This window comes from Flavobacterium sp. T12S277, from assembly GCF_048514875.1.
In the GTDB taxonomy this organism is placed as follows: domain Bacteria; phylum Bacteroidota; class Bacteroidia; order Flavobacteriales; family Flavobacteriaceae; genus Flavobacterium.
Genome location: NZ_JBLYEG010000045.1, coordinates 1 through 4,533, shown reverse-complemented (window position 1 = coordinate 4,533; position 4,533 = coordinate 1). Strand labels below are relative to the sequence as shown.

General features: G+C 46.1%; 1 protein-coding gene. It reads left to right on the top strand.

The genetic code is table 11. From position 1 onward, the window contains the following. Nucleotides 1–4,533, top strand: a 4,533-nt coding sequence (locus tag ACN1CN_RS22540) for a beta strand repeat-containing protein (RefSeq protein ID WP_419137908.1), incomplete at both ends; no start/stop codon positions are given.

The window sequence follows — 4,533 nt, the reverse complement described above, 5'->3', positions numbered from 1 at the left end:
CGGAGTTACTTTAGGAACTCCAACTACGAGCGATAACTGCTCAGGAGTAGTAACCGTAACCAATAACGCACCATCAAGCTTCCCAATCGGAACAACAACTGTAACTTGGACAGCTACTGATGCTGCCGGAAATACCCAGACTTGTACGCAAACCGTAACGGTAAACGATACTCAGAAACCAAGCATCACTTGTCCGGCAAATGTTACTGCTGTGGCAGATGCAGGTTCATGTGCCGCTACCGGAGTTACTTTAGGTACTCCTACCACGAGCGATAACTGCTCTGGAACTGGAACTGTAACCGTAACTAATAATGCACCATCAAGCTTCCCAATCGGAATCACAACCGTAACCTGGACAGCTACTGATGCTGCCGGAAATACCCAGACTTGTACTCAAACTGTAACGGTTAGCGACACTCAAAAACCAACAATCACTTGTCCGGCAAATGTTACTGCTGTGGCAGATACTAATTCATGTACTGCTACCGGAGTTACTTTAGGAACTCCAACTACGAGCGATAACTGCTCAGGAGTAGTAACCGTAACCAATAACGCACCATCAAGCTTCCCAATCGGAACAACAACTGTAACTTGGACAGCTACTGATGCTGCCCGAAATACCCAGACTTGTACGCAAACCGTAACGGTAAACGATACTCAGAAACCAAGCATCACTTGTCCGGCAAATGTTACTGCCGTGGCTGATGCAGGTTCATGTACTGCTACCGGAGTTACTTTAGGTACTCCAACCACGAGCGATAACTGCTCTGGAACTGTAACCGTAACGAATAACGCACCATCAAGCTTCCCAATCGGAACAACAACTGTAACCTGGACCGCTACTGATGCTGCCGGAAATACACAAACCTGTACTCAAACCGTAACGGTTAGCGATACTCAGAAACCAACCATCACTTGTCCGGCAAATGTTACTGCTGTGGCTGATGCAGGTTCATGCGTTGCTACCGGAGTTGCTTTAGGAACTCCAGTGACTTCAGACAATTGCTCTGGAGTTGTGACAGTGACTAATAATGCGCCATCAAGCTTCCCAATAGGAATCACAACCGTAACCTGGACGGCTACTGATGCTGCCGGAAATACGCAGACTTGTACTCAAACCGTAACAGTTAGCGATACGCAGAAACCAACCATCACTTGTCCGGCAAATGTTACTGCTGTGGCTGATGCAGGTTCTTGTACGGCTACCGGAGTTGTTTTAGGCACTCCAGTGACTTCAGACAATTGCTCAGGAGTTGTGACAGTGACGAACAATGCACCATCAAGCTTCCCAATCGGAACAACCACTGTAACGTGGACGGCTACTGATGCTGCCGGAAATACACAAACTTGTACGCAAACTGTAACGGTTAGCGATACTCAGAAACCAACCATCACTTGTCCGGCGAATGTTACTGCCGTGGCTGATGCTAATTCTTGTACGGCTACCGGAGTTGCTTTAGGTACTCCAACCACGAGCGATAACTGCTCAGGAGTAGTAACGGTGACTAATAACGCGCCATCAAGCTTCCCAATAGGTACCACTACGGTAACCTGGACGGCTACTGATGCTGCCGGAAATACACAAACTTGTACTCAAACCGTAACAGTTAGCGATACACAAAAACCAACGATTACTTGCCCGGCGAATGTTACTGCTGTGGCTGATGCAGGTTCATGTACGGCTACCGGAGTTGTTTTAGGTACTCCAGTGACTTCAGATAATTGTTCAGGAGTTGTGACAGTGACCAATAATGCACCATCAAGCTTCCCAATCGGAATCACAACCGTAACCTGGACCGCTACCGATGCTGCAGGAAATATTGAGACTTGTACTCAAACCGTAACGGTTAGCGATACTCAAAAACCAACAATTACTTGTCCGGCAAATGTTACTGCTGTGGCTGATGCAGGTTCATGCGCTGCTACCGGAGTTGCTTTAGGTACTCCAACTACGAGCGATAACTGCTCTGGAGTAGTAACCGTAACTAACGATGCACCATCAAGCTTCCCAATCGGAATCACAACCGTAACCTGGACGGCTACTGATGCTGCCGGAAATACGCAGACTTGTACTCAAACCGTAACAGTTAGCGATACGCAGAAACCAACCATCACTTGTCCGGCAAATGTTACTGCTGTGGCTGATGCAGGTTCTTGTACGGCTACCGGAGTTGTTTTAGGCACTCCAGTGACTTCAGACAATTGCTCAGGAGTTGTGACAGTGACGAACAATGCACCATCAAGCTTCCCAATCGGAACAACCACTGTAACGTGGACGGCTACTGATGCTGCCGGAAATACACAAACTTGTACGCAAACTGTAACGGTTAGCGATACTCAGAAACCAACCATCACTTGTCCGGCGAATGTTACTGCCGTGGCTGATGCTAATTCTTGTACGGCTACCGGAGTTGCTTTAGGTACTCCAACCACGAGCGATAACTGCTCAGGAGTAGTAACGGTGACTAATAACGCGCCATCAAGCTTCCCAATTGGAATCACAACCGTAACGTGGACGGCTACTGATGCTGCCGGAAATACCCAGACTTGTACTCAAACTGTAACGGTTAGCGATACAGAGAAACCAACAATTACTTGCCCGGCGAATGTTACTGCTTTGGCTGATGCTAATTCTTGTACTGCTACCGGAGTTGTTTTAGGTACTCCAACCACGAGCGATAACTGCTCAGGAGTTGTAACCGTAACCAACAATGCACCATCAAGCTTCCCAATCGGAACAACAACCGTAACCTGGACGGCTACTGATGCTGCAGGAAATACACAAACTTGTACGCAAACTGTAACCGTTAGCGATACGCAGAAACCAACAATTACTTGTCCGGCAAATGTTACTGCTGTGGCAGATGCAGGTTCATGCGCTGCTACGGGAGTTGTTTTAGGTACTCCAGTGACTTCAGATAATTGTTCAGGAGTAGTAACGGTGACGAACAACGCACCATCAAGCTTCCCAATCGGTACCACTACGGTAACCTGGACGGCTACTGATGCTGCCGGAAATACCCAAACCTGTACTCAAACAGTAACGGTTAGCGATACGCAGAAACCAACCATCACTTGTCCGGCAAATGTTGCTGCTGTGGCTGATGCTAATTCATGTGCTGCTACCGGAGTTGTTTTAGGTACTCCAACAACGAGCGATAACTGCTCTGGAGTAGTAATAGTAACTAATGATGCACCATCAAGCTTCCCAATAGGAGTAACCACTGTAACGTGGACGGCTACTGATGCTGCCGGAAATACCCAGACTTGTACTCAAACCGTAACCGTTAGCGATACACAAAAACCAACGATTACTTGTCCGGCAAATGTTACTGCTGTGGCAGATGCAGGTTCATGTACTGCTACCGGAGTTGTTTTAGGCACTCCAGTAACTTCAGACAATTGTTCAGGAGTAGTAACCGTGACTAATAATGCACCATCAAGCTTCCCAATAGGTATTACTACGGTTACCTGGACGGCTACTGATGCTACCGGAAATACACAAACTTGTACGCAAACCGTAACGGTTAGCGATACAGAGAAACCAACAATTACTTGTCCTGCAAATGTTACTGCTGTGGCTGATGCAGGTTCTTGTACGGCTACCGGAGTTGTTTTAGGTACTCCAACTACGAGCGATAATTGTTCAGGAGTAGTAACTGTAACGAACAATGCACCATCAAGCTTCCCAATCGGAATCACAACTGTAACCTGGACAGCTACTGATGTGGCAGGAAACACTGAGACTTGTACTCAAACGGTAACGGTAAACGATACTCAAAAACCAACCATCACTTGTCCGGCAAATGTTACTGTCTTGGCAGATGCTAATTCATGTACTGCTACGGGAGTTGCTTTAGGTACCCCAGTGACTTCAGACAATTGTTCAGGAGTAGTAACGGTAACTAACGATGCGCCATCAAGCTTCCCAATCGGAATCACAACTGTAACCTGGACGGCTACAGATGCTGCTGGAAATATTGAGACTTGTACTCAAACGGTGAAAGTAATAGGACCAATCAAAGCTATTGAAGACCGTGTAACATCATTTAATGGTGTTCTGGGGGGAATTGCAGTTCCAAGTGTTTTGGATAATGATTCTCTAAACTGTAAAAATGTAGCCAGTAATGAAGTTATAACTACTTTGGTTACAACTTTGCCTTCAGCTTTAAGTTTCGATACCAATACAGGAGCCGTTACGGTTAAGCCAAATACGCCATCAGGAACTTATACTTTCGATTATCAAATTTGTGAAGTTTTAAATTCAACAACAAATTGTGCGACAGCTACAGTTACTATTATAGTAGAAAACCCAATTGTAGCCAACGATGACAATACGTATCCAGTACAAACACCAAGTACAACAGTAGCCACTACCGTTGGAAATGTAACAGGAAATGATACTTTAAATGGAGTAGCAGTAACCGCAGCCAATACCAATGTAACCCCAATCAAAACAGGACCATTGAGCATTGACGCTGATGGTAAATTAACCTTAGATCCAAACACGGTATCGGGTACTTACCAAATTAC